General features: G+C 73.0%; 22 protein-coding genes, 1 tRNA gene and 2 pseudogenes. 17 read left to right on the top strand and 8 right to left on the bottom strand.

The annotated features are described in order from the left end of the window. The first annotated feature begins 299 nt into the window (after nt 1–299). The 4 genes from OG462_RS36190 (at nt 300) to OG462_RS36175 (ending at nt 3120) form a co-directional block, all read left to right on the top strand. Complete coding sequence (locus tag OG462_RS36190; protein ID WP_406064378.1) at nt 300–797, top strand: SigE family RNA polymerase sigma factor; 498 nt, start codon at nt 300–302, stop codon at nt 795–797. Continuing rightward, nucleotides 790–1185 (top strand): hypothetical protein, encoded by a 396-nt coding sequence (locus tag OG462_RS36185; protein WP_406064376.1) that lies wholly within the window; start codon nt 790–792, stop codon nt 1183–1185. The genes OG462_RS36190 and OG462_RS36185 overlap by 8 nt, the downstream gene beginning before the upstream one ends. 112 nt (nt 1186–1297) lie before the next feature. Then, nucleotides 1298–2587, top strand: coding sequence for a mannosyltransferase family protein (locus OG462_RS36180; protein ID WP_406064374.1), 1290 nt, complete (start codon nt 1298–1300; stop codon nt 2585–2587). A gap of 68 nt (nt 2588–2655) precedes the next feature. Further along, nucleotides 2656–3120 (top strand): hypothetical protein, encoded by a 465-nt coding sequence (locus OG462_RS36175; RefSeq protein WP_406064372.1) that lies wholly within the window; start codon nt 2656–2658, stop codon nt 3118–3120. A 36-nt stretch (nt 3121–3156) separates the two neighbouring features. Here OG462_RS36175 and OG462_RS36170 read toward each other — a convergent pair whose 3' ends face one another. Then, nucleotides 3157–3774, bottom strand: coding sequence for a DUF998 domain-containing protein (locus tag OG462_RS36170; protein ID WP_406064370.1), 618 nt, complete (start codon nt 3772–3774; stop codon nt 3157–3159). Between the two features lie 108 nt (nt 3775–3882). Between OG462_RS36170 and OG462_RS36165 the strand changes: the two genes are divergently transcribed. Next, on the top strand, nt 3883–4167 hold the full coding sequence (locus OG462_RS36165; RefSeq protein ID WP_406064368.1) for a hypothetical protein: 285 nt from the start codon (nt 3883–3885) through the stop codon (nt 4165–4167). Between the two features lie 84 nt (nt 4168–4251). Here OG462_RS36165 and OG462_RS36160 read toward each other — a convergent pair. Continuing rightward, nucleotides 4252–5210: pseudogene (locus tag OG462_RS36160) on the bottom strand (hypothetical protein); the annotation flags it as partial. On the opposite strand from OG462_RS36160, the pseudogene OG462_RS36155 reads away from it, so the two are divergent. Both OG462_RS36155 and OG462_RS36150 read left to right on the top strand, forming a co-directional pair. Continuing rightward, nucleotides 5204–5443, top strand: a pseudogene (locus OG462_RS36155) (ECF transporter S component); the annotation flags it as partial. The pseudogenes OG462_RS36160 and OG462_RS36155 sit on opposite strands and share 7 nt — an antisense overlap. A gap of 66 nt (nt 5444–5509) precedes the next feature. Beyond that, nucleotides 5510–6001 (top strand): DUF4430 domain-containing protein, encoded by a 492-nt coding sequence (locus tag OG462_RS36150; protein ID WP_406064366.1) that lies wholly within the window; start codon nt 5510–5512, stop codon nt 5999–6001. A gap of 75 nt (nt 6002–6076) precedes the next feature. Here the strand turns inward: OG462_RS36150 and OG462_RS36145 are convergent, their stop codons facing one another. The 3 genes from OG462_RS36145 to OG462_RS36135 form a co-directional block, all read right to left on the bottom strand. Next, complete coding sequence (locus tag OG462_RS36145; RefSeq protein ID WP_406064364.1) at nt 6077–6874, bottom strand: DUF4389 domain-containing protein; 798 nt, start codon at nt 6872–6874, stop codon at nt 6077–6079. A 251-nt stretch (nt 6875–7125) separates the two neighbouring features. Further along, a complete protein-coding gene (locus OG462_RS36140; protein ID WP_406064362.1) occupies nt 7126–7998 on the bottom strand; it encodes an ABC transporter substrate-binding protein in 873 nt (290 codons plus the stop codon). Beyond that, nucleotides 7995–8276, bottom strand: a complete 282-nt coding sequence (locus OG462_RS36135) for a hypothetical protein (protein WP_406064360.1) — start codon at nt 8274–8276, stop codon at nt 7995–7997. Before OG462_RS36135 ends, OG462_RS36140 begins: the two co-directional genes overlap by 4 nt. Before the next feature lie 123 nt (nt 8277–8399). On the opposite strand from OG462_RS36135, the gene OG462_RS36130 reads away from it, so the two are divergent. Continuing rightward, nucleotides 8400–9764, top strand: coding sequence for a PQQ-binding-like beta-propeller repeat protein (locus OG462_RS36130; RefSeq protein ID WP_406064358.1), 1365 nt, complete (start codon nt 8400–8402; stop codon nt 9762–9764). A gap of 70 nt (nt 9765–9834) precedes the next feature. Beyond that, a complete protein-coding gene (locus OG462_RS36125; protein WP_406064356.1) occupies nt 9835–10413 on the top strand; it encodes a restriction endonuclease in 579 nt (192 codons plus the stop codon). A gap of 166 nt (nt 10414–10579) precedes the next feature. Here OG462_RS36125 and OG462_RS36120 read toward each other — a convergent pair. Further along, nucleotides 10580–10653: transfer RNA gene (locus OG462_RS36120), tRNA-Pro, on the bottom strand. A 198-nt stretch (nt 10654–10851) separates the two neighbouring features. On the opposite strand from OG462_RS36120, the gene OG462_RS36115 reads away from it, so the two are divergent. Next, nucleotides 10852–11388, top strand: coding sequence for a DUF309 domain-containing protein (locus OG462_RS36115; protein WP_406064354.1), 537 nt, complete (start codon nt 10852–10854; stop codon nt 11386–11388). Nucleotides 11389–11391: 3 nt separating this feature from the next. Here the strand turns inward: OG462_RS36115 and OG462_RS36110 are convergent, their stop codons facing one another. Both OG462_RS36110 and OG462_RS36105 read right to left on the bottom strand, forming a co-directional pair. Next, nucleotides 11392–11793, bottom strand: coding sequence for a DUF488 domain-containing protein (locus tag OG462_RS36110; RefSeq protein ID WP_406064352.1), 402 nt, complete (start codon nt 11791–11793; stop codon nt 11392–11394). Nucleotides 11794–11822: 29 nt separating this feature from the next. After that, the gene (locus OG462_RS36105; protein WP_406064350.1) at nt 11823–12425 is read right to left on the bottom strand and encodes a TetR/AcrR family transcriptional regulator; all 603 of its coding nucleotides are present in this window, start codon (nt 12423–12425) and stop codon (nt 11823–11825) included. A 210-nt stretch (nt 12426–12635) separates the two neighbouring features. On the opposite strand from OG462_RS36105, the gene OG462_RS36100 reads away from it, so the two are divergent. The 7 genes from OG462_RS36100 to OG462_RS36070 all read left to right on the top strand — a co-directional run bounded on the left by OG462_RS36100 (nt 12636) and on the right by OG462_RS36070 (nt 23152). Then, complete coding sequence (locus OG462_RS36100) at nt 12636–13457, top strand: phosphatase PAP2 family protein (RefSeq protein ID WP_406066853.1); 822 nt, start codon at nt 12636–12638, stop codon at nt 13455–13457. After that, nucleotides 13454–14542, top strand: coding sequence for a DMT family transporter (locus OG462_RS36095; protein ID WP_406064348.1), 1089 nt, complete (start codon nt 13454–13456; stop codon nt 14540–14542). The genes OG462_RS36100 and OG462_RS36095 overlap by 4 nt, the downstream gene beginning before the upstream one ends. A 52-nt stretch (nt 14543–14594) precedes the next feature. Beyond that, nucleotides 14595–15602: an SPFH domain-containing protein gene (locus tag OG462_RS36090; protein WP_406064346.1), complete on the top strand. Its 1008-nt coding sequence runs from the start codon at nt 14595–14597 to the stop codon at nt 15600–15602. Further along, nucleotides 15599–16498 carry a hypothetical protein gene (locus OG462_RS36085; protein WP_406064345.1) on the top strand — a complete coding sequence of 300 codons (900 nt, stop codon included), beginning with the start codon at nt 15599–15601 and terminating at the stop codon, nt 16496–16498. Before OG462_RS36090 ends, OG462_RS36085 begins: the two co-directional genes overlap by 4 nt. 281 nt (nt 16499–16779) lie before the next feature. Next, nucleotides 16780–17646, top strand: coding sequence for a GNAT family N-acetyltransferase (locus OG462_RS36080; RefSeq protein ID WP_406064343.1), 867 nt, complete (start codon nt 16780–16782; stop codon nt 17644–17646). 685 nt (nt 17647–18331) lie between these two features. Continuing rightward, complete coding sequence (locus OG462_RS36075) at nt 18332–20026, top strand: S8 family serine peptidase (RefSeq protein ID WP_406066852.1); 1695 nt, start codon at nt 18332–18334, stop codon at nt 20024–20026. Between the two features lie 225 nt (nt 20027–20251). Further along, entirely contained in the window at nt 20252–23152 is a 2901-nt protein-coding gene (locus tag OG462_RS36070; protein ID WP_406064341.1) for an AAA family ATPase, read from the top strand. The last annotated feature ends 98 nt before the right edge of the window (nt 23153–23250 follow it).

Here is a 23250-nt window from a genome sequence, read left to right as displayed (position 1 = left end):
GTTCGGCCATCGACGTTAACCGAGCGACACATGCGGGGAAACAGCGCATTCGAGCCGCCCGCAACGGCACACGCCGACCACCGCTCACGACGCCGACCGGGCGGGGCCGCTCGGCCGAGCGGCTGACGGGCCGTCGACGGGCCGGGCGTTCTTCGTCCGGAAATGGTCGGATCGGGGCGACGCGTGTCCCGTCTCTTTGGTTCCGTGATCACCATCACTCTCTCGATGCGTGGGCCGTGTCAACCGGATGCCTGGTGCCAGGCGTATGCGTGGTGAAGCGAAAGATCCGGGAGCGAGTGTTGACCGTTGAGGAGTTCGAGGCGTTCTACGAGCAGGCGGTCGCGCGACTCACAGGGCAGCTGTACGTGATGCTGGGCGATCTGCACGAGGCTCAGGACGTCGTACAGGAGGCGTTCGTCAAGGGATGGAGCCGGCGACGGCAGCTCGATCGCGACGGGCAGCCGGAGGCGTGGATCCGTACGGTCGCCTGGCGCCTGGCCGTGAGTCGTTGGCGTTTTCGCAGGCGCGCGTCGGAAGCCTGGGATCGCGCGGGCGCTCCACCGCCCGTCGAGGGCCCGGGCCCCGAGTACGTGGTGCTCATCGACGCGCTGCGCGAGCTGCCCGCCCAGCAGCGCCGCTCGGTGACGCTGCACTACCTGTGCGACCTGAGCGTCGAACAGATCGCCGGCGAGACGGGACAGTCCGCCAGCACCGTCAAGACGCACCTGGTCCGCGGCCGGGTCGCGCTCGCCGATCGTCTGCAGCCCCGGAACGTCGAGGAGGACCCCGGTGCTTGAACCCCAGGAACCCCAGGACCCCCTTCGCGAGCTGTTCCGGCAGGCCGCCGCCTCCGGACAGTCCCGCGCCCGTGCCGTACCGGTCGCGCGCATCGCCGAGCGCGCCCGGCGCACGCACCGGCGCCGCGTCGCCGTCGCGGCGGGGGCCGCGTGCCTGCTCTTCGCCGGTGGCGGGCTGACCGCGGCCGCTCTCCTGTCGGACGCACCGGCTCCCGTCGCCCCGGCCACCAGCCCCTCGCCCCACGCACCGTCTCCCGGGGAGACCACCCGGCCACCCGGGAGCAGCACGACTTCGTCGACCTCCCCCACCAGCGAGGGCACCACCCCGGGCGATCCGTCGGCCACCACGACGCAGCCCTCCGGGCAGGTCACCACCACACCCCCCTGATCACCGCACCCGTCTGATCACCACCGCCCTTCCTCGCGACGCGCGCCGCCGTCGCGCGATCCGCCATGCCTTCTCACCCCGCTCACCCCGCTCACCCTGACGAAAGTTCCCTATGTCTGTGATATCCCCCAGGTCGAGGTCGCAGTTGCGGTCGCGGTCGTGGCCGCGGGAAGAGACGACGTCGGTCCCCCTCCCCCGTTCCGGCGCGGAGGCGAGCGCCCGTCGCGTTGCCCGCGCCGACCGCGTCCGCCGCACCCGCCACCTCCTCCGCCTGCGGCTGACCGCCGAGGACCGGGACGTGCTCTGGCTGTATCTGCTGACGCGCACCGCCCTGTGGACCACCGCGTACTGCGCGCGATGGCTCTTCCCCGCCGATCCCGGCACGCACGACCCCGGCCCCGTCCTCGCAGTCTTCGAACGATGGGACTGGGGGCACTTCCTGAACGTGGCGCGCGACGGCTACTTCCCCGCGGGAGACGGCCCGTGGGACGCCGACTGGGACAATCGCGAGGCCTTCTTCCCCGGGTTCCCCCTCGCCCTCCGGGCCGTCCACACCGTCGTCCCGCACTGGACCGCGGCCGGGCTGCTGATCTCGTTCGTCGCCGGAGGCGTGGCGGTTCTGGCGCTCGTACGGATCGCCCGCCTCTACCTGCCCGACGCGAACGCCGGCCGGCGGACTGCGCAGCTCCTGCTGCTCTCGCCGTGTGCGATCTTCCTGGCCGCCGGGTACAGCGAGTCGCTCTTCCTCGCCCTCGCCCTGCCCGCCTGGCTCGCCGCCCACCGCCGCGCCTGGCCCCTCGCCGCCACGCTGGCCGCCCTGGCCACGACCGTACGCATCAGCGGCCTCTTCCTCGCCGCGGCCCTCGCCGTGCACTTCGTCCTGACCGCCCGTACCCGCGCCGAGTGGCGCCCGCTGCCGTGGCTCGCCCTTCCCGCCCTGCCGGCCGTCCTCTACGCCTGGTACCTGCACTCCCACACCGGTGACTGGATGGCCTGGAAGCATGCCCAGGAGCGCGGGTGGTACCGCCACTTCCACGCGCCCTGGGACTCCTGGAGCACGACCTGGGAGTCCGCGTTCGGCCACGTCCAGACCACCGGTTACGCGTTCATGTTCCAGGCCGAACTCCTCGCCATGCTCATCGGGCTGGCGCTCGCGGCCCTCCTGATCCGACGCCGCCACTGGCCCGAAGCCGTCTACATCGGCCTCAGCCTGTGGGCCCTGGGCACGTCCTACTGGTACCAGTCCATCCCCCGGGCCACCCTCCTGTGGTGGCCGCTGTGGGTCACGCTCGCCGCCTGGAGCCTGCGCGCACCACGCTTCAGGACCGCGTACTTCTGTCTCGCCGTACCCCTGTCGACGTTGTTCGCGCTGACCTATCTGACCGGGCGTTGGGCCGGCTGACCCGCCGACGATCTCGAGGGGTTGTCGAAGGCAACCCTCGGCCGCCGCACCACGTCCTAGAAGACGTGATGGACCTTCTCGAGCCCGACTACTCCCCCGACCCCGACAGCGACGAAGAGACCGTGCGCCCGGGCCCGTTCTGGCGCCACGCGTTGTGGGTGACGGGTGTCACCGCCACCGCGGTCGCGGTGGGTTGGGTCACCTCCCTGTTCCGCATCGGGTCCGAACAGTACGGACTTCCGCCCGCCGCTTCCGGTGCGCTCTGGCCGTACCTGGCCGCCTGGGCAGCGATCGGCCTTGTCGTGGCGGCCGTCCTGCGGGCCGCCGCGGCCAAGGTCCCCGTCTATGCGCCCGGACGGATCGCGGCCGCCCTCACCTACCTGGGCACCCGGCTCTCCCTGGGCTGGCGCCCGGAGGCACCCGTCGTCGCCGCGATGGCGGCGGTCGCGCTGATCGCGGCGGGAGTCTGGTGCGCCCTCGCACTTCGCTCGCGTCAGCGGGCACCGAGGGAAGGCACGACGGCCGGGCAGTAGGCGACACGTCCGGTCATCCAAGCGGTCATCCGGGGGTCATCCCCGCGGTCGTCCCGACGGCGCAGATCCCTCGTCGCCGGTGTGCCGGAGACAGGAGGCGACCACCACCAGGGGCCACACGGACTGCACGCAGGTGACGAGCCGTTCGGCGATGCCGACGGACCCCTGCCGGTTCAACTCGATGAGGAACCAGGCCGCGCCGAGTCCCATCAGCGCGGTCACCACGACGGAGGGCGTGAATCGCAGCCCCCACGGCGTGGCGCCGCCGCGTTCGGCGGCCAGCACCGGCCACAGCGCGAGCAGACCGAAGCCGACCGCGACGACCGCCCCGTGATGCAGGGACCCCCCGCTGCTCGGCGCCGGAACCAGCGCCACCACCAGCGCCGCCACGCCACCGCCGGCGAGCGCCACCCGCCCGGCGGGCGCGGCCGGCCGCAGCCCCCAGGCGGTGAGGAGGTGACAGACCCCCAGGGCGAGGAACGCGCCGGTCATGACCCAGGACCCGGCGGCCCCGTAGGCCGCGAGGACGCTGATCGTCTGCGTGACGGGATCGTACGCGGGCCCCTGCAGGTGCGCCGCGATGGTCCAGCCGCCGACCAACAGGACCGGGGCACACCCCGAGGACAACAGGGCCCACCTGGGAACGGATCGCATCAGCCCACCGTAGGACGCGGAACCCTCCCCCCACCGCGCACGGAGCCGTCCGGCCGCTACGTGTCACCGGAAGGCCGTCGGTCACGAGCTCGCCAGGGGCGCCGCTCGGTGAGCTGCGGCGCAGGTCCGGTAGCCGACTTCGCCCCTCGCGAGCAGGTGGCACGTCAGGCGGCCTGGGCCCGGGTCAGCGCCTCCGGCGAGCAGTGGTGGGACAGATACGGCTCCATCGAGAAGTGGGGCGGCAAGGGCACCGACTTCCAGCGCAGCCTTGAGGTGAAGTTCCCCAACCCGGGCTCGGACTGGACCAACATGCTGGGCAGCCCCACCGCGTACTACCGCGTCTGTGTCCGTGACACCGCCACGGACCTCGTGGACTGCAGCGTCTTCTGGTAGACCCTGACCCCCACGTCCGCATGAACGAGGCCACAGCCCCCGGGCTGTGGCCTCTTCGCGTGCGGGCGGCCCCCCGGCAGGGGATCAGGCACCCCAGCGCAGGGCGATGGTGTCGCCCACGTCGATCACCTTCTCGCGGAGGGAGCCGGCGAAGGAGGAGCGGTCGACGCTGACCTTCCAGGTGTTCGCACCGCTGTTGGCCTTGCCGTTGACCGCGGTGATGGTGCCGGTGCCCGACGAGGGGGTCACGCTCGTGACGCAGCCCGACGGGGTGGCGCCGCTCGTCGCGGCGGCCAGGACGTCGCCGAGGGTCGTGGTCGTACCGGTCGGGGTGAAGGCCACGGAGCACGCCTTGAGGCTGCCGGCGCCGTCGTCGACGGTCAGCGCCGGCTTGGCGGCGGTGCCCGCGGTGAAGGTGGGCTGTGCAACCCACTGCGTGGCGCCCGGGGTGACCGGGACGGGCGGGGCCGTGGTGAAGCCGCCTCCGGCGACCGCGCGCAGTGCGTCGATCGAGGAGTAGGCGGAGGGCACGGTGTCGGCGGGCTTGTACGTGAAGCCGCCCCCGGGTTGTACTGGTTGGCGATGAGGAAGTCGACCGGCGTCTTGCTGTTGATCGTGGTGAACTCCGCGGACTGCGGGTTGATGCCGCAGGCGTTCGGACCGGCGACGCCCCAACCGTTGGAGCTGGTGTTGACGCCGTAGAGGGAGGTGAACGCGCCGGAGCCGGCGACCGGCTCGCCCTTGAGGAAGTTCTTGGCCTGGACGACGTCCGCGACGGTGTTGGGGACGCCGGAGGCACAGAGGGCGGCCATCGCGGCGCCGGTCATGTCGACGTCACCGGCGGTGTTGATGGCGGTGGGGTTGCCCTCCACCTTCTGGTAGGTCCAGCCGCCGTCGTTGTGCTGGTTGGCCCGGAGGCGGGCGACGATCGAGTCGGTGAGGGCCTGCGGGATGCGCGGGGCACCGGCCTGGGTCTTGGCCCCGCCGAGCGAAAGGGCGGCGAAGACGGTGCCGTTGAAGTTGGCGGACTGACCGAAGTAGCCCTGCCTACCTGCCCGGCCTGCCCTTCACCGAGCAGTTCCAGCGCTACCTCGCCTTCGACCTGGCGACCTCGCTCGGCTGGGACACCGGCCGCGCCGTCACCAACCTCGTCGCCGTCACCCTGGCCGGCCCCGCCGTCCTCACCGTCTTCCGCCGCGCCGCCCGCAAGGCCCGCTTCCAGGCCTCGATCCGCTTCGCACGCAGCGGTGAGGGCTCGGACGCCGCGGCCGGCTGAAACCCGGCCGCCGGCACCCCGCCGACGGCCGGACACCGCACCGTCACCGTCACCGAGAGGAACCCCATGCGCCAGACCCTGCTCCGCCGCGCCGCCGTGACCACCGTGACCCTCGGCCTCGCCCTCACGATCACACCCACGACCGCGCAGGCGCAGTCCACCGCGCCGTACACGAACGCGCCGGTGAGAGTCACCGTCACCGTCCAGGGCCCCGACGGCCTGCTCTTCCAGAAGAAGATCATCACCTCGGGCCACGACGTCACGACGGCCACCGGCGGCACCCACACGTGCGACGGCACCAACGGCAGCGCCCACGCCACGAAGGTCCCGACCCCGACGGCCTCCCTGGACCACGCGGCGAAGCGGAACGGCTTCACCTGGGACGGCACCTGGTACGCGTCCTTCGACGACTACGCGGTCGACACCGTCGAGGGCGCCAGCGGCGGCGGCTCCGCCTACTGGAGCATCTCGGTCAACGGCGCCCCGACACCGGTCGGCGGCTGCCAGTTCGAGATGGAGAACGGCGACCAGGTCGCCTTCACCTGGACCTCCTCCTGACGCCCCTCGTGCTCAGCTGACGAACGAACCGGGAGGGCCGGGACTTCGAAGCCCAGCTCCTCACGCGCCCGGCGGTCACCCCGCGGGCCGTGCGGCGGCCGCGTCCGGGCGGTCGTCGCCCATGTCGTCGTAGTCGATCGTGCCCGAGGTCACATGGCCCGCGAGCCCGAGGAGCAGGAAGAGCCAGAGGAGTACCTGCGCGCCGGTGCTCAGGCGGAGCGGACGCGTCGCGGAGTACGCGGGCTGGGCGGCGGCGACGTCGTCGCCCAGGAATCCCTTGGGGTACACCGGCGTCAGCATCGTCGCGTAGGCCGCCAGCCGCATCCGGTACCGGACGACGGCCGCCGTGGCGCCGAAGACCGGTTCGGGGAGGCGGCCCAGGACGATGCCGATCAGCCAGAACACCCAGCTGATCGCGAACCAGCCGGACTGCGCGAGGCTGCTGATGATCGCCGCCGGAATCATCAGGATCAGCCGGAACAGCACGGCGAGCCGGTTGAGCGGGGTGGCGCGCAGCTCGATGCGCACCGGGTAGTCGGGGGCGTCGAAGGCGAACGGCGGGTAGCGGTCGACGAGCAGGGTCGCGCTGGCCGTGACCCGGGTCTGGTAGGCGAGGACCGAGCCGAGGAAGGAGGCGATCGGGTCGGGCAGTCGGCCCAGGACCAGAGCGCTGAACCACCCCGCGACGGTGACGAAGAACGCGGCGAAGGACAGCAGGGCGACGACGATGAACTGCGGCAGGAGCAGCAGCCAGCGCAGCAGTACCGTCCAGCGACGCTGCTGCCCCGGCGGGGGCACGTCCAGAGCGGGCCGCCATTCGGCTCCGTCGGCCTCGGCGTCGGCCGAGGGCCGGGGATCCCAACCTGTTGTCATGGCCGTCTCCGTCTCTCCCGCATCCCACGCTTGCCGGGTCAGGTCGATGCTGACGCAGCCGGCCGCCCCTCGCACGGCCACGGGGGCCACTCGGACCACACGGGACACCACCGCGACGAACAGGTCCCCGGCCCGCGCCGGGGCGGCGCACGGCGTTGCCGGGGCGGCGCGCAGCAGGTGTCGCCAGGAGGCGGCCGCGTGCTCGTGACCGCCCCCGAGCGTCTCGGCGAAGTGGCCGGGGCCTGGCGCGCTCAGCGCCAGGCGCGTTCGACGCCGGTGGGATTGTCGCCCCGGACGGGGCCGATGAAGTCCTCCATGATTCCCCGCAGTCGTTCCACCCGGGCTCGGTCGAGCATGACGTCACGGAACCCGCGCGGGTCGGTGTTGGGGTACTGATCGATCGGCTTCCAGCCGGGGATCTGCACGTCTCTGCAGGCCGGCCACTGGGCCGACGCCTGCTGGGCCTGTACGAAGAGCCGATAGCTCATGTACAGCCTGGCCGCCGCCGGGTGCGGCGCGTCCCTGAGGATCGCTCCGGTCTGGTACCAGGCCTGGAAGAAGTCCTCCTTCGGCAGGATGAACCTCATCGAGTCGCCTTCAGGCGGGTTGAGGTAGTAGAACGAAGTGAACGTCGCCGCGCGTTCACCGGAGCCGATCACGGCCAACGGCGTCGCCGTCCCGCGCACCCACATCGGGTTCTGGGCCAGCAGCTTCTCCAGCCAGCTGTAGCCGTGCTTGGCGATGATCTGCTCGAACTGGAAGAGAACGGCATCGTCGTCGTGCGGATACGTCAGCACGATGCGGTCCTTCAGCTCCGGGCGAAGGTAGTCCGTCGCCTCTCTCGGGGCCCGGTCCTCGGGAATGACCTTGGTGTCGACCACATTGGAGAACGCGAACACGAACAGCGCGTAGAAGGCGCCGTCGGGGTCCACGAAGTCAGGGTCGACCTGGTCGAGGCCGTCGGGCCGGAACGGCTCCAGCAGACCCTGCTGCTTCCAGTACGGGAAGTCGTTGACCGTCTGCACGTGCACGACGTCCACACGGTTGTCCCCGCGGATGTGCTGCGCGTCGATCCTCGCGTCGTGAAACTTGCTCAGGTCGACGGTGACCTCGATGTCGATCACCGATGAACCGAAACGAACACGGCTCCCATCGAGTGGATGAAGGGCCGTCGCCCGCGTGAGGGGTCGACGACCCTCACGGTCAGGGGCTCGTCGCGGCGCCGGAGTGCCGCGACGAACGCGATCCCTTCGGCGCGTGCCTTGGTGATGTCCTGGACCGTGCGGCTGCCCGCCGCGTCCCAGACCTCGGCCCGCAGGCTCACGAAGCCGTCGGTGCCGGAGAGTTCGGGGTGAACGGACTTCGCCTTGAACGTGTTTCCGCCCTTGCGACTGACCGGCACCCGCCGCACGTCATCGGCCGGCACGCATGCGGGGGCGCAGGCATGCCGGGCAGGGGCGGGTCGTGATCGAAGTAAGGTGGTCCGTTGGGCGTGATCACTCAAGAGGGAAGACGGGCAAGGAATTTGAATCGCATACGTAAGACGGTGGCGCTCGGTCTGGTCCTGTCCGCGGGTCTCGTGACCGGGTGCTCCGGAGGGGCGGACCCCGATGCCAAGGCCGGCGGCGGGGAGACGGGGAAGGCCGCGGAGTCCGCGCCCGCGGCGCCGAAGAGCCCGGTCTACCAGGGCAAGCCGGTACCCGGGCTGGCCGCGCAGCCGGCCTGGAGCCTGACGGACGATCAGGCGGGGAACTGCGCGAGCGAGGCGTCCGAGAAGGACACGTCGCAGCGCGACGTCTGCACGGTCGGGGACGCCGTCATCGTCACCGGCTACGGCGACGGGCAGTCGGGCACGAGCACCTTCACCGCCCGGCTCCTCGACGCCAAGAGCGGCAAGCTGCGCAAGAAGTTCGACTTCGCCCTCCCCGAGGAGAGCGGCGGGTCCACGTCCTCCCCGGCGGTGGCCCTCGCGCAGGTGGGCGAGTGGCGGGACGGTTCGCCGGCCCTGCTGATCCGCAACCGCGTCGACACCCCGGCGAGCGGCCTGAAGAAGGCCTCGACCCAGACCGTGCTGACCATGTACGCGCCGTCCGGCGAGAAGCTGGGGAGCTCCTCCTTCGACGAGGACACCCACATGTCCACCCCGGTCCGGCACGGCTACCTCGTGGACACCAGCAGCTACGACGGCGCCAAGTTCATTCCGATCGGTGACGGGGAGACCCTCACCACCGAGGCCTCGCACATCGACCTCAAGGGGGCGGTCGGCTCCGGTCTCGGCTACTCCTCGCAGCAGGACATCTCCTTCCAGCCCTCCGCCGACTGGCTGACCGCCACGGACATCCGCACGGGCAAGAAGGCGTGGAACACCAAGGACCTCGCGCCGCCGGCCGCCATCGCCAAGCTGGTCACCTCGGACAAGGCGACCAGTGCGCGGCTGATGCCGTACCAGGGCGACAAGGCCCTCCTCGAATGGTCCTCGTACGGCGATTCCGAAATGGTCATGACGCTGATCGACGTCACGAGCGGCCGCCGGCTCGCGGAGGGGCCGGGCATCGACACCAACGGCACCATCGACGACGACGGCCTCGCCATCTCCCCGGACGGCAAGACCGCCGTGGTGCAGTACGGCAAGGGCGCGGTCGCCTGGAACACGGAGACCGGCAAGGAGCTGTGGCGCCAGGCCGCGGACGAGGTGAACATCACGCCGCGCGCCCTCCCGGGCAACGGCGTCCTCTACGCGTACCTGGACGGCACCGGAGCCGCGCTCGGCGCCCTCGACAAGAAGCTGCTGGCCTCCGGGATCGAGGAGATGCCGCAGTTCACGACGAACGGGTACGCCGTCGTCCGCAGCGCCGGGAGCCTCTTCGTCTTCGCCACCCAGCCCGTCTGACGGGCGCCCCGCCCCCGGTTCAGGGATCCGGCGGTCCCCGGTGGGGGCGGGGTCCGGCGAGGTGGGCCGGATGCGGCGGACGGCGTACGCGGCGATCGCCGCGGCGGCGGAGACCAGCCCGCCCACAGGCCCGACCGGGCGAGGACGTCGGCGTCTGGGTGTACGGCGCCGAGCCCACCGTCGGCACCGGCCGCACCAAGCTCGGCTCCGGCGGCTCCGGCGACTCCGGCGGCTCCGCGGCTCCGGCGGCAACATCACCGCCGACCTCGGCCCCGCCTTCCCCCAGGGCGTCTTCATCTGCCAGGACGGCTCCAACGGCGCCCCCGGTACCTCCCGCCTGGTCGGCGGCGCGGGCGACCTCGCCGCCGCCATCATCGCCGTCGATCACGCCGGCCTGACCGTCGCGGTCCAGTGCAAGCAGCTCAGCCGTACCGTCTCATCCCCGGCTGCGCAGCAGTTCAACGGCACCGGGCGTCCTGAGCGCGGCGCCAACCACGCCACCATCATCGGACTCAACGGCTTCACCGCGCCCGCAAGCGACTTCGCCGAGAAGCACAACCTCATCGCCCTCGGTCGCAAGGGCCTGAAGACATGGGCCCACGGCACCCACCTGTACGACGTGATCCGGGCCAGCGCCACACCACCCTGAAGTCCTGTCCTGGACGGGACAGTCGTGCGGCGACCAACGCACCTTGACCGGGTCAAGGTGCGCTTCGCCCCGGTCAAGTGCGCTGGTCCCCAACTGGTCCCCCAAAACGAGTCAGAGGCCGTTTCAGATTTCTCTGAAACGGCCTCTGACCTGCGACTCTTACGAGTCGGGACGACAGGATTTGAACCTGCGACCCCTTGACCCCCAGTCAAGTGCGCTACCAAGCTGCGCCACGTCCCGATGCGCGTCTCCGTGGGTTTTCCCCCTCGTCGGCGTGCAGGGAAAACATTACCTCACGCCGGAGGGTGGGTTGACGCACGGGCTGTCACGCGCCGCAGGTGGCGGCCACGCCGGCCCTGCGCCCGGGGCAGGCGCGGACCCTTGATCCGCCGGACAGGCCCTAGCGGTCCTGATCGGCCCGGGGGTGACAATGGACGGGTGAACGGGACAGCGAGTGGCCGTGGCAGGGACCGCGACGAGGAGGGGCGGGCCCGTAGCGCGCGTCCCCGCGACGGGCTCGGCCGGCCTCTGCCGTACGGAGCGGAGGGCGTACCTCGGCAGCCCGAGGGGGTCGTACGGACTCCCGACGAGACCCTGCGCGAGGCGCAGCGGCTGCTCGACGCCGGGTTGCCCTTCCACGCGCACGAAGTCTTCGAGGACGCCTGGAAGTCCGGACCCGAGTCGGAGCGGGACCTGTGGCAGGGCCTCGCGCAGCTCGCCGTGGGCCTGACGCACGCCGCCCGTGGCAACACGGCGGGCGGGGCGCGGCTGCTGCGCCGTGGCGCCGACCGCCTCGCGAGCGGTCCGGGAAGCGGGAAGGGCGCCGCCGCGTACGGGATCGATGCCGGCGGACTCGTGGCGTGGGCGCGGGAGTTGGCCGATCGCGCGGGGGGCGACCGCACGGGAGGGGCAGGCGGGTCCGCGGTGGTCGACGCGGCCATCGAGGCTCCGACGCTGCGGCGGGACCGGGTCTGAGGGTTACGCGCCCGACCCCGGGTCCAGCTGCCGCCGCAGGACCGACGTGTGGCTCACCGACGGGTCCTTGGCCGCCGTGAGGAGGGTGACCGTCTCCTTCGCCGCGAGGTTCCGCAGACGGTCGAGGGCCGCCGCGGCCTCGGGGGCCGCGAGTTCGGCCTCGTAGCGCCGGCAGAACTCCTCGTACGCGCCTTCCGGTCCGTGGTACCAGCGGCGGAGTTCCGTGGACGGGGTGAGCGCCTTGGGCCATTCGTCGATGTGGGCGTCGGTCTTGGCGAGTCCGCGCGGCCAGAGCCGGTCGACGAGGACCCGTACGCCGTCGTCGGGCGAGGGGGTCTCGTAGATCCGGCGGACGCGGACGTCGACGTCGTGGCGGTGCGGGGGCTGCGTGGACTCTCCGGGCATGACTCCAGGGTGACGGACGCCCCCGGGACTCACGCCTCGACGCGCAGCGCCGGAAGAAGGACGGCGTCGACGAAGGTCCGCATGGTCGAGACGTCCGCGAAGCGATCCTCGAAGAGTCGCTCGATGCGGAGCATGCCGAGGAAACAGGGCGCGACGAAGCCGATCGCGGCGTTGTCGGCGTCGACCTCGCCCCGCGCGACCGCGCGCGCCACGACCGCGTCGATGGCCGCGACCTCGGGGGCGATGACGGTCTCGCGGAGTGCGGCGCGCAGGTCGGGGTGCTGGATGAAGGCCTGGGCGACGGCCTCCATGAGTTCGGCGTCGCGTTCGTGGTGGGAGGCCGCGATACGGCCGGCCTCGCGCAGGTCACCGGCGAGGGTACCGGTGTCGATGCCGGTGAAGACGGTGCAGCGGCGCTGGGCGAGCGCGGCCGTGACGAGCTGCGGTTTGGTGCCCCACTGGCGGTAGAGGGTGGCCTTGCCGCACTTGGTGCGGGCCGCGACGCCCTCCATGGTCACCGAGTCGTAGCCGCCCTCGCGCAGGAGGCAGAGCACGGCGTCGTACAGCTCCGTCTCGCGCTCCGGCGTGATCTTGCTGCGGCGGGCTGCGGCGGACGCGGCCTGTGTGGACATCGATCCCTCCCGGACACCACGGACACCTCTGTCTCTGCACATACGAGAGTAGGGGGTGCACAATCGAGACGCAAACGTATCGAGACGCTTGCGTCTCGATGAAATCGGATCTAGGCTCACTCCGTTTGTTGGCGATTTGACTGATTAGAGGGCCGCACGATGGTTGGCGGGATACGCGGGATACGAGGACCACGTCCTGCAGGACCGGGGCTGACGCCTACCCCCGGCCCCGCCGGACCGGACGAGCACGGGAGCGGGAACGCGGAGGGGGACGGCGGCGAGTCCGCCAGACCGCCCCTCCTGCGCGAGCTCGCGCTCGTCACCGCGCTCTTCCTCATCTACAAGTTCGGCCGGCTCTTCGCCAACGGCCACGAGTCCCGCGCCTTCCGGAACGCCGACCGCGTCTGGGACGCCGAGCGCGCGATCCACCTGCCGGGCGAGGGAACGATCCAGCAGCTGCTCCTGCACGGCGAACCGCTGATCCGGGCCGCGAACACGTACTACGCGGCCGTGCACTTCCCGGCCACGCTCGCCTTCCTCGTCTGGCTGTACCTGCGCCGCCCCGCCCACTACGTGTGGTCGCGCCGCGTCCTCGCGCTCGTCACCGGCGCCGCGCTCGCCCTCCACCTGCTGATGCCGCTCGCGCCGCCGCGGATGCTCGCCGCCAGCGGGCTCGTCGACACCGCCCGGGTCTACGGGCCCTCGGTGTACGGCGCGACGCCGGAGACCGACTCGATGGCGAACCAGTTCGCGGCCATGCCGTCGCTGCACTTCGGCTGGGCCCTGATGGTCGCGATCGGCCTGATCGCCGCCACCCGGTCCCGCTGGCGCGTCCTGTGGCTGCTGCACCCGCTGTTCACCCTGCTCGTCATCGTCGGCACCGCCAACCACTACTGGTTCGACGCGCTCGCCGCCGCCGCGCTCCTCGGCCTCGCCCTGATCGCCGTCCGCGCCCCCGGCCGCCGGACGGCACCCCCACCCGTACCCCGCCGACTCGGTACGGCCCCTCTCCCGGTCGGAGCCCTCCGATGAACCCCGCCATCGGCACCGTCATCGCGGTGCTCCTCTCGTTCGTCTCCGCCGCCGGATACGCACTCGCCGCCGTCGCCCAGTCCCGGCTCGCCGCCGCCTCTCCCGCCCAGGACGGGCGCGGGGCGCTGCGCGCACTGCTCGCCCGCGGGCAGTGGTGGTCGGCGGTCGGCCTGAACGCCGCCGGAGCCCTCGCCCACGTGGCCGCCCTGCACTACGGGCCGCTCACCCTGGTCCAGCCGCTCGGCGCGCTGACCCTGGTGGCGGCGCTGCCGCTCGGCGCGTACGCCGCACGCCGGCGGGTGACCCGTACCGAGTGGCGCGGGGCGCTGTGGACCCTGGCCGGCCTGGTCGGACTGGTCGCCGTGACCGGGCCCGCCGCGCCCGGCGAGGCGCTCAGCCTCAGCGAGGCCCTGGTCGTCGCGGCGGCGACGGCGCTCCTCATCGCGGCGCTCGCCTCGGGCCGCCACCCCTCCAAGGGCCGGGCCCCTCGCGGGCTCGGACACGCCACGGCCTCCGGGATCGCCTCGGGCGTCGCCTCCGCGCTCACCCAGACGCTGACGGCCGCGCTCGCGCTCGAACTCCCGGGCGGCAAGCCGACCTGGTGGCAGACCGCGCTGCTCGCGGTCCTCATCTCGGGCTTCGCGACGGGCGGTCTCCTGCTCTCCCAGGCCGCCTACCGGGGTGGCCTCGCGGCGCCGCTCGCCGTCGTCAACCTCTCCAACCCGGCGGCGGCCGCGATCATCGGCGTGGCGCTGCTCGGCGAGACGTTCCGCGCGGGCGCGTGGGGCTGGCTGGTCGCGGCCGGTGCGTCGATGGTCGCGGCGCGGGGCGTGGTGCTGCTGACGAAGGGGGGCTCCCCCGAGGCGGCTCCGGTGATGGAGCCCGCGCCCACGCCCGTACCCGCTCCCCTGCCTGCACCCGTGGCCGTGACCCTGGCCGCACCCTCGCCCTCAGTGGGGCCGGGGAGCGTGGAGTCCACGCGTGTGCGTGCTCCTCGGGAGCTTCAGGCGGTGCCGGCGCCGCGTGTCGCCGACCTCGGAGCGCGAGGCCGGGAGCAGGAGATGACCTTGCATTCGTCATCTTGACGACAACTGCGGAAGCCCCCTATCGTCAGCATGACGAAAAGGGGGCTTCTTCATGGCCGACATCACCCGGCGGGCCGGCTGGCGCCATCTGCGCTCCGCGCCCACCGCGCACATCCGCCACCAGCGCCGCGGCAAGCTCGTACACGACGGCGAAGGGCTGAGCTTCTGGTTCCGGCCGCTCACCGCCGCCCTCTCCGAGGTCCCGGTCAACGACCGCGAACTGGCCATGGCCTTCCACGCCCGGACCGCCGACTTCCAGGACGTCAGCGTCCAGTCCACCGTCACGTACCGGATCGGCGACCCGGCGGCCGCCGCCACCCGGCTCGACTTCTCCATCGACCCCGACACGGGCGCGTGGCGCGGCACTCCGCTGGAGCAGATCGCCACCCTCCTCACCGAGACCGCCCAGCAGCACGCCCTCGACGTCCTCGCCCGCACCGCGCTGGCCGAGGCGCTCGTCGACGGCGTGGCGGCGGTACGGGACCGCGTCACGGCCGGACTCGCGGCCGAGCCGCGCCTGCCGGCCACCGGCATCGAGGTCGTCGCCGTCCGCGTGGTCGCGATCCGCCCCGAACCCGAGGTCGAGCGCGCGCTGCGGACCCCCGCCCGCGAGCAGATCCAGCAGGAGGCCGACCGGGCCACGTACGAGCGCCGCGCGGTCGCCGTCGAGCGCGAGCGCACCATCGCCGAGAACGAGCTCGCGAGCAAGATCGAACTGGCTCGCCAGGAGGAGCGGCTCGTCGAGCAGCGCGGCACCAACGCGCGCCGCGAGGCCGAGGAGAACGCCGCCGCCGACGCGGTACGGGCCGAGGCCGAGGCCCTACGGAAGGTCCGCCTCGCACGGGCCGAGGCGGAGGCTGCACGCGAGGTCGGCGAGGCGCGCGCCGGAGCGCAGTCCGCATGGCTGCGGGCGCACGCCGAGGTGGAACCCGCCACCCTGCACGCCCTCGCCGTGACCCGCGCCGCCGAGAACCTGCCGCGGATCGAGCACCTGACGCTCTCGCCGGACGTCGTGACGGGGCTGCTCGCCAAGCTGGGCGAGGGCGGGGCCCGGCCGTGAGCCTCGCGCCCCGCGCGGTGCTCGTGCACCGGACCACGGAGTACGAGGAGCTGCTCGCCCGGCACGGTACGCACGGCCAGGCCGCGTTCTTCCTCTCCGCGCGCGGCCGCTCGGTCGACGCCGTGCGCGAGCGGCACGAGCGCGCCCACCGTGCGCTGGCCGAGGCTGCGGCCGCGGTGCCGCTGACATGGCGGCAGACCCGGGTGGAACGGGCCGATCTGGACCGGTTCCTGTTCGGACCCGAGGACGTGGTCGTGGTCGTCGGTCAGGACGGCCTGGTCGCCAACGCGGCGAAGTACCTGACCGGGCAGCCCGTCATCGGGATCGACGCCGACCCGGGGCGCAATCCGGGCGTGCTGGTCCGCCACCGGGCGGACCGGGCACGGCGGCTGCTGCCGTACGCGGCGGGGGCCGGGGCGACGGTCGACGAGCTGACGATGGTGGAGGCCGTCACCGACGACGCGCAGCGGCTCCTGGCACTCAACGAGATCTACGTCGGGCCGCGCAGCCATCAGACCGCGCGGTACACGCTGGATCTGGACGCGACGGAGCTTCCACCCGAGGCCCAGGCCTCCTCGGGTGTGCTCGTCGGCACGGGTACGGGGGCCACGGGCTGGCTGCGGTCCCTGTGGGAGCAGCGCTCCAGCCCGCTGGCCCTGCCCGCGCCGGCGGATGCCCGGCTCGCCTGGTTCGTCCGCGAGGCCTGGCCTTCGCCGACGACGGGAACCAGTCGGGTCGAGGGTCTCCTCGACCCGGGTCAGGGCCTGTGCCTCACCGTCGAGTCGGACCGTCTGGTCGTGTTCGGCGACGGCGTCGAGTCGGACGCGCTGGAGCTGACCTGGGGTCAGACCGTGCGCCTCACGGTCGCGGGGCCGCGCCTCCGTCTCGTCCACTGAGGCGCCGTACGCCTCCCGGGGAGCCCGGAGGGCTCCGCAAACCGGACACCCCTGGGTCGTGTCCGGAAAGTAGCACCGTCTGCCCGCAGGCCAGGCGGGACCTTCCGGACACGACCTGGCCCCCGCAGCCCGCGGCCGGAATCGATCGGCCGTGGGCGGGAGCGGTCGCGCGGGGCGCTATGCTCGGCGCGCTTTGCCCGGCTTTCCGCAGGCGTTCTGTCAGTGTTTGCCACGTTTCCGGATCGAACACCCGCCCGCTCCCGGCTGTTGAAGGGATCCCCATGGCATCCGCCTCCTCCGGCTCGCTGTCCGTCTCCCCCGCCTCGGAGCGGGACTGGGAGCTCGTGCGCTCCTGGGCGGCAGAGGAGGGGTGGAATCCGGGACGCTCGGACGCCGCGTCGTTCTTCGCGCAGGACCCCCGGGGCTTCTTCCTCGGCCGGGTCGGCGGAGAGCCGGTCTCCGCCATTTCGGTGGTCACCTACGACGACGCGTACGCGTTCCTCGGCTTCTATCTCGTCCGCCCCGAACTCCGCGGCCTCGGTCACGGTCTGGCCACCTGGCGGGCCGCCCTCGCCCACGCCGGCGACCGGTCCGTCGGGCTCGACGGGGTGCCGGCGCAACAGGACAACTACCGGCTCTCCGGCTTCACGACGGCGTACCGCACGGCCCGTTACGTGGGTGAGGTCCCGGCCCCCGACGGCCCGGCGACCGGCGTGGTGCCCGCCGGATCCGTGGACCCGGCCGCCCTCGCCGCGTACGACAGCGCCTGCCATCACGCCGACCGGCCGCGGTTCCTCGCCACCTGGCTGGCCACGCCCGGCCACCGCGCGCTGGTCCGGATCGTCGACGGACGTCCGACCGGGTACGGGGTGGTCCGCCCGGCGCAGGACGAGGCGCGAGTGGGGCCGCTGTTCGCGGACACCCCCGCCGACGCGGCCGCCCTGCTCGACGCGCTCGCCGCCGCGGCGCGGGAGTTCGGCTCGGCCCGGATCGCGGTCGACATGCCGGAGTCGAATCCGGCGGCGGCGCGACTGGCCGAGGAGCGCGGTCTCGAGCCGACGTTCGAGACGGCCCGGATGTACACGGGCCCGGTCCGCCCGGTGGCACGCGAGCGCGTCTACGGGGTGACGACGCTGGAACTCGGCTGAGGTCACACCGTCCGTGCGTCGGTGCCGGCCGCCGACGGCCCGACCGGCCGACCGCCGCCGGCCACGCGCCGAGCAGCCGAACATGGGGGTCACCCGCAGCCTCCCGCCGAGAGGTGTGTACCTTTCCCGCTGAGCAGGTACGTACCTTCCCGTCGAGCCGGACGTCCTCCTGCCCGCCGAGCCGGGCGTACTCCTGCCGCTCGGCGCGTGGGTGACGCGGCGCCGACTCCCGTGCCCGCACCCCCGGTCGCACCTCCCCTCACCGACCCCCCGCCGCCCTGTGAGGGGTGACAAGGGTTTTCCCCGTATCGGGTTCACCCCCCCGTTCCCTACTGTCCTCCGCACCGGCAGATATCATCCCCCGAACGCACCGTGTCAGGTGCATGAGGAGGGTGGCCTCCGCCGGTGACGGCCTTGACCCGGGCCGTCGCGCCGGTGGCGGCGCACGGGCCCCCCAGCCCAGGGAATACCGGATCGCGACCCCACTTCGCCCCGTGTGTCCCGCGCCGCCGCCACTGCTCCGCAGCTACGTCGTACTCGAAAGGGCCACACCTTGAACGGTTCCAGGCGGAGAGTCATATCCGTGGTCGCGAGCGCCGCGATCCTCGGCGCCGCTGCCACGACCGGGGCGATCGCCGCCGCCCCGGGTGCTGCCACCCCGAAGCCCGCACCGGCTTCGCAGACGATGCGGGCGCTCCCCAGCGCCCCGGTCGAGAAGGTCATCGTCACCTACAAGAGCAAGGCCGCCGAGGCCGGCTCGAACACCGCCGCGAAGAGCGACACGGCCGAGAAGGCCGCGAAGACGGGCGAGAAGCTCTCCTTCGAGCGTCGCCTCGCCGGCGGTGGCGCCCTGGTCGATCTGGGCGACAGCGCCACCAAGCAGGATCTGACGGAGGTCATGGCCGCGTTCCGCGCCGACCCGTCCGTCGCCTCCGTCGAGCCCGACATTCGCGCCTACGCGATGGCGGTCACGCCGAACGACACCGACTACACCAAGCAGTGGGACCTCTTCGAGCCCACCGGTGGCATGAACGTTCCTGCGGCCTGGGACAAGACGACCGGCTCCGGCGTCACCGTCGCCGTCATCGACACCGGCTACGCCGCCCACACGGACGTGGCGGCCAACGTCGTCTCCGGTTACGACTTCATCTCGACCTCCGCCGACGCCCGCGACGGCAACGGCCGCGACGCGGACGCCAAGGACGAGGGCGACTGGAACGCCACCGCCGGCGAGTGCGGGGCCGGTTCCACGGCGTCCAACTCCTCCTGGCACGGCACCCACGTGGCCGGCACCATCGGCGCCGTCACGAACAACACCAAGGGCATCGCGGGCATCGCGTACAACGCGAAGATCCAGCCCGTGCGGGTGCTCGGCAAGTGCGGCGGCTCGTCCGCCGACATCGCCGACGCCATCACGTGGGCCTCCGGCGGCACCGTGCCGGGCGTGCCCGCCAACGCGACCCCGGCGAGGGTCATCAACCTGAGCCTGGGCGGCGCGAGCGCGACCTGCCCGAGCGTCTACCAGACCGCGATCAACGGCGCCGTCTCCCGCGGTACCACCGTCGTCGTCGCCGCGGGCAACAGCAACGCCAACGCCTCCGGATTCACCCCCGCGAACTGCGCGAACGTCATCAACGTGGCGTCGACCAGCCGTGAGGGCAACCGGTCGTACTACTCCAACTTCGGCGCCATCGTGGACGTGGCCGCGCCCGGCGGCGAGACCCGCCGCTCGACCGACACGCCCGGCACCGTCACCACCCCCGAGAACGGCATCTACTCCACGCTGAACTCGGGCGCGACGACCCAGTCGGCCGAGAACTACAAGCCCTACCAGGGCACGTCGATGGCGGCGCCGCACATCGCCGGCCTCGCCGCCCTGCTGAAGTCGGCCAAGAGCACCCTCACCCCGGCCGAGATCGAGTCCGCGATCAAGGCCAACGCCCGCCCGCTGCCCGGCACCTGCACCGGCGGCTGCGGCACCGGCATCGCCGACTCCGCGAAGACGGTCGACGCCGTCACCACCACCCCGCCGGCCGGCACCGTCTTCACCAACGCGACCGATGTGTCGATTCCGGACAACACCACCGTGACGTCCTCGATCGCCGTCACCGGCCGCACCGGCAACGCTCCCGCCGCCCTCCAGGTCGGCGTGGACATCAAGCACACCTGGCGCGGGGACCTGGTCATCGACCTGATCGCCCCCGACGGCACGGTGCGCAACCTCAAGGCGTCCTCCTCCTCGGACAGCGCCGACAACGTCCTGACCACGTACACGGTCGACGCGTCGAGCGAGGTCGCCAACGGCACCTGGAAGCTTCAGGTCCGCGATGTGGCCACGGGTGACACCGGCTACATCAACTCGTGGAGCCTCACCTTCTAAGGCACCACTGCTCCACCTCTGAACCACCCCCCACATCAGCATCATTGCTGGTCAGCGACGCGCTCGTGGTCTATACCACGGGCGCGTCCTGGCGTTCCGGGGTGCCGTCCCGCCGGGGCGCCCTGTCCGTATGCCGGACAAGGGGCCTGGACTCCGCCGGTGGGCTCCGTATTCTCTGCCCACGGGGCTCATGGGCCGGGGCCCGTGGGCCGGAGGTGGTGGACAGTGACGACAGCTCCGTACCCCGCCCTGCGCCCGGCGGGTCCGGGGGGACCTTCGGCACCGGTGGGCCGCGAGGAACTCCTCGCCCGGCTCGAACGCGCCCTCCACACCCGGGGCCGCGCCCTGCTCACCGGTCCCGCCGGTGTCGGCAAGACCGAACTCGCGCTCGCCGAGGCGACCCGTGCCGAGGCACGCGGCGAGACCGTGCTGTGGCTGGCCACCCTGCCGTCCGACCGCGAGATACCCGGGGCGTCGGCCGCCGCGCTCGTGGCCTCGGTGGCGACGACCGTGACGTGGCCGGAACTCGGCGGCGGCAGCCGCCCCGAGGCCTCCGCGGTCTTCGACGAACTGCCCGGGCCCCAGCGCACCGCCGTCGCCATGCTCTGCCGCGAGGCTCCGCTCGACGCGGGCGGCTGGGACCCCATCGCGCTCCGGCTCGGCATCGCCCAGATCCTGCGCACCCTGACCTACCGGGGCCCCGTCCTCCTCGTCGTCGACGGCGTGCAGCACGTCGACGCGGACAGCGCGGACCTGCTCCGCTTCGCCCTCCACCTGGCGCCGCCCGCGCTGCGGGTGGTGGCCGTCGAGACGCCGGAGCCGTACGGCGAGGCCGGCGAGCCCTATCGCGAATCCCACCGCCCCGACGACCCGCACGCCGCCCATCTCTGGGTGCCGTCCGAGGCGGACGTGCTGCTCGTGCCGCCGCTGCACGCCGACGAGATCGCCGAACTCCTCATCCACCACCGGCTGCCCTCCCGGATGGCCGGCCGCATCCACCGCGCCAGCGGCGGCAATCCGCGGCTCGCGCTGGCCGTGGGCCGTTCGTTGGCCGACGCGCGGACGCCGGTGCACCACGCGGAGGCGCTGACACTCTCCGGGCGCGCCCGCGACCTCGCCCGTCAGCTCCTGGGCGCCGCGCCCCTCGCCGTACGCGAGACGCTGCTGCTCGCGGCCCTCGCGCTGCGTCCCTCGTCGACGCTGGTACGGCGGGCGGGTCGGCCCAACGCGGAGGCGGACCTCGCGGCGGCCGAGCGGGCCGGACTCGTGTCGCTCGCCGAGGACGGTTCGGTGACGTTCACCGCCGGGCTGCTGCCCTCCACCCTGGTGCACGATGCCTGTTGGGCCGAGCGGAGCGCCGGTCACGCGGCCCTCGCGGAGGTCGTGGACGACCCCGTGGAGGCGGTACGGCACCGGGCGCTCGCCACCGACATCCCGGACGAGGACCTCGCCGCCGAGGTGGCGGCCGCCGCCGATCTGGCCCGGCGGCGCGGGAACAGCGCGCTCGCCGCCGAACTCGCCCTGCTGGCCGCCGAGTCGACACCCGGGCGGCACGGGACGCAGCGGATCGCCCGGCTCGTCGACGCCGCCGAGGAGGCGGCCCGCGCGGCCCGCGCCGACCTCGCCATGCGGGCCGCCACCGATCTGCTCGCCCGCGACGCGGTGCCCGCCGACCGGGTGAGGGCACGGCTCGCCGTACTCGACACCGCGGGGCAGGGACTGACCGGGCTCGACGAGATGTACGTCCACGCCATGGAGGACTCGGAGGGGGACACCGCGCTGCGGGCCGCCGTACAGCTCCGGCTCGCCGTCAAGTACGTGCTCGCGGACGGCGATCCGCAGCGCTCCCGGACGGCGGCCGTCGAATCGGCCGCGCTCGCCGCCTCCATGGGCGATCCGCGCACGGCGGCGCAGGCACTGACCGTACAGGCGCGGATGGAGCGGGCCCTCGGTTCACCGGACGCGGAGGCGGTGCTCACGCAGGCCCGCGCCCTGGAGCTGGCCGAGCGCCCGCTCGGGATCCGCAACGCCGCACAGATCCTGACGATCCGCCACGCCCTGTTCGACGACCGTCTGACGGACGCCCGGGACGAACTGAACGCGCTCCTTCCCCTGGTCCAGCGGCGCGGTTCGGTGGAGGACACGATCGAGCTGTTCTCCACGCTGGCCGCCGTCGAGTCCCGCAGGGGCGCCTGCGCGGCCGCCCTCGCGCACGCGGGGCAGTCCCTCGCGCTGACCCTGGAGGCGGGCCTCTCCCCCGGCCCCGCCTGGTACACGCTGGCGCTCGCGGAGACGGCCGGCGGCAGCTTCGCGCGGGCGGCCAGCTACGCCCGCCGCAGCGTCCAGGCCTCGGAGGAGGAGGGCGACCGGGTCTTCCTCTCCCGCAGCCGGTACGCGCTCGGCCGCGTCCAGTTGATCAACGGGGACGTCGCGGCCGCCCTGGAGACCCTGCGGCGCGTACAGGCCGACGAGCGTGCCCAGTCGACCGTGGACCCGTCGATGCTGCGCTGGCACGAGGAGCTGGCCGAGGCGCTGCTCGCCCACGACGCCTGCGACGAGGCCCTGGCGCTCCTCGACGAGGTACGGCCGGTGGCGGCCCGGCTCGGCCGGTCCACGGTCCTGCTGGGCTGCGACCGGGCGTACGCGCTGTGGCTCGCGGCGGAGGGGCGGACGGACGAGGCGGCGCAGCTGCTCACCCGCACGGCCGAGGCCTTCGGACGGGCCGGCCTTCCGCTCGAACGCGGGCGGGCGTTGATCGCCCTGGCCCGGGTGGAGCGCCGCAGACGTCGCCGGTCGGCGGCGCAGAGCGCGCTGCACACGGCGGCCTCGGTGTTCGAGCGAGCCGGAGCGACCCCGTGGCTCGCCCTGGCGAGCGAGTCCCCGGCGGGCGCGGCGGGCGAGAACCCCGGCGGTGGCTCCGGGAGCGAGGAGTCGCTGCCCGCGCTCTCCTCGCTGACGGAGGCCGAGCTGCGGCTCGCCCGTCTCGTGGGCCAGGGCGCCAGCAACCAGGAGGCGGCGGCCAAGTTGTACCTGAGCGTGAAGACGGTCGAGGCGCGGCTGACCCGGATCTACCAGAAGCTCGACGTCCGCTCGCGGGCGCAGCTGGCCACGGCGCTCAGGCCGTAGTCGCGGCACGCGCCGGCGTCGTGGTCGCGGCGACGCGCGCCGGCGTCGTGGTCGCGGCGCGCGCCGGTGTGTGAGGCCACGGCCGGGCCGTGGCCGTG

Origin of the sequence: Streptomyces sp. NBC_01077, assembly GCF_045162855.1 — a bacterium.
Taxonomy (GTDB): Bacteria; Actinomycetota; Actinomycetes; order Streptomycetales; family Streptomycetaceae; genus Streptomyces.
This window is presented reverse-complemented; position numbering and strand designations above follow the sequence as displayed.

Excerpts from the sequence above, each read along its gene's own strand:
- OG462_RS36180 (WP_406064374.1), top strand. The coding sequence starts at position 1,298 with ATGTCTGTGATATCCCCCAGGTCGAGGTCGCAGTTGCGGTCGCGGTCG.
- OG462_RS36175 (WP_406064372.1), top strand. The coding sequence starts at position 2,656 with ATGGACCTTCTCGAGCCCGACTACTCCCCCGACCCCGACAGCGACGAA.
- OG462_RS36170 (WP_406064370.1), bottom strand. The coding sequence starts at position 3,774 with ATGCGATCCGTTCCCAGGTGGGCCCTGTTGTCCTCGGGGTGTGCCCCG.
- OG462_RS36150 (WP_406064366.1), top strand. The coding sequence starts at position 5,510 with ATGCGCCAGACCCTGCTCCGCCGCGCCGCCGTGACCACCGTGACCCTC.
- OG462_RS36145 (WP_406064364.1), bottom strand. The coding sequence starts at position 6,874 with ATGACAACAGGTTGGGATCCCCGGCCCTCGGCCGACGCCGAGGCCGAC.
- OG462_RS36125 (WP_406064356.1), top strand. The coding sequence starts at position 9,835 with ATGCGGCGGACGGCGTACGCGGCGATCGCCGCGGCGGCGGAGACCAGC.
- OG462_RS36110 (WP_406064352.1), bottom strand. The coding sequence starts at position 11,793 with ATGCCCGGAGAGTCCACGCAGCCCCCGCACCGCCACGACGTCGACGTC.
- OG462_RS36105 (WP_406064350.1), bottom strand. The coding sequence starts at position 12,425 with ATGTCCACACAGGCCGCGTCCGCCGCAGCCCGCCGCAGCAAGATCACG.
- OG462_RS36095 (WP_406064348.1), top strand. The coding sequence starts at position 13,454 with ATGAACCCCGCCATCGGCACCGTCATCGCGGTGCTCCTCTCGTTCGTC.
- OG462_RS36090 (WP_406064346.1), top strand. The coding sequence starts at position 14,595 with ATGGCCGACATCACCCGGCGGGCCGGCTGGCGCCATCTGCGCTCCGCG.
- OG462_RS36080 (WP_406064343.1), top strand. The coding sequence starts at position 16,780 with ATGGCATCCGCCTCCTCCGGCTCGCTGTCCGTCTCCCCCGCCTCGGAG.
- OG462_RS36075 (WP_406066852.1), top strand. The coding sequence starts at position 18,332 with ATGCGGGCGCTCCCCAGCGCCCCGGTCGAGAAGGTCATCGTCACCTAC.